Genomic DNA, 910 nt, shown 5'->3' on the forward strand with positions numbered 1-910 from the left:
GGGGAGGGTCTTGCGGGCGAGGAACGTCGCGATCCACTCGCGGCGCACCTTCTCGGCCGCGTTCCACGCCTTGTTGTTGGCGATGAGCACCTTGCGCTCCGCGGACTTCTCGGCGCGCTCCTCCTCGGCTTCCTCCTCGGTCTGCGGCTGCTCGGGGGCTCCGTAGGCGTAGGTGAATCCGGCGGCGGTGGGGTCCTGGACGAGGAGGGTGACCTCGACCTCGCCGCGCCAGCTGGTGTCGATGAGCACTCCGCGTCCGGGAGCGGCGGCGACCTGCTCGGGGGTGACGCTCTTGCCGTCCTCGCCGCGCAGCTGCCGGATGGGCGTCCACGTCGCCTGGTCGCCGTAGGCGTCGGAGCGCGTGAGGATCTGGAAGACGTTGCCGGTGTACTCGGCGGCGGTCGCCGCGAGGAGCGCCTGGTGCGCGGCCTCGTCGCGGAGGGTCTGCGCGGTGTGCCCGAACTGGGCCGGGTCGTTTATGGCGACCTCGATCAGGGTCGCGCGGGCGTCGGCGTCGTCCTCGAACTCCAACAGCACCGCCGCCTGGTCAAGGGTCAGCTCGTGCTCGTGCAGAACGGACGTGACGGTCGCGGACTCCGCGACCGCAAGGCCCTTCTTCACCGCGTCGGTCTTGGTGCCGGTGCGCTTGGCGATCGCTGCGGCGGTGACGCCCTCGAACGCGAGCTGCGCCCACGCGGCGGTGCGGTCCGCGACGCTCAGCTCGGCGCGCTGGTCGTTCTCGATGATCTGCTGAACGATCCGGTCGGCGGTCGTCTCGTCGCCCTCCACGACGTAGACCGGAATGGTGGCGACTCCGGCCTCGCGGGCGGCGAGGGTGCGGCGCTGTCCGGCGCGGACGATGACGTTGCCGTGCTCGTCGCGGCGGGCGAGGACCGGGGTGATGACGCCG

General features: G+C 71.8%; 1 protein-coding gene. It reads right to left on the minus strand.

Features of this window, described 5'->3' with window-relative positions:
- On the minus strand, positions 1 to 910 hold a 910-nt coding region (locus C5C54_RS17500), incomplete at both ends, for a ParB N-terminal domain-containing protein (protein WP_181127934.1).

Source organism: Rathayibacter sp. AY1F2, assembly GCF_002930885.1.
Lineage (GTDB): Bacteria > Actinomycetota > Actinomycetes > Actinomycetales > Microbacteriaceae > Rathayibacter.